At 64.3% G+C, this 249-nt stretch carries 1 protein-coding gene; it reads right to left on the bottom strand.

What is annotated here, in order from left to right:
* A partial coding sequence (locus SB717_RS38350; protein WP_410908440.1) for a hypothetical protein occupies positions 1 to 249 on the bottom strand: 249 nt, incomplete at both ends.

Here is a 249-nt window from a genome sequence, read left to right as displayed (position 1 = left end):
CCTGCAGCAATCGGCCGAGGAAGTCGGTGAAGCGCTCGTGGTGCCGGGTCAGGTCGGCGTCGGAGTACGACTGCGGGTTCGCCTCGAAGTCCACCCGCAGGTTCGAGCCCGACACACCCGGATACAGGTTCATCGACAGGTCCTCGACGGGGCCGGTGGTCAGAACGTGCAGATGTCCCACGACATCGCCGAGTTCCAGGATCGGATGGAACATCATCAGGTTGATCGACGGTCCGAACAGGCCGCGCC

Origin of the sequence: Priestia sp. SIMBA_032 (assembly GCF_046535215.1) — a bacterium.
In the GTDB taxonomy this organism is placed as follows: domain Bacteria; phylum Bacillota; class Bacilli; order Bacillales; family Bacillaceae_H; genus Priestia; species Priestia aryabhattai.
The sequence above is the reverse complement of the archived record's forward strand: the minus strand, read 5'-3'. Positions and strand labels throughout refer to the sequence as shown.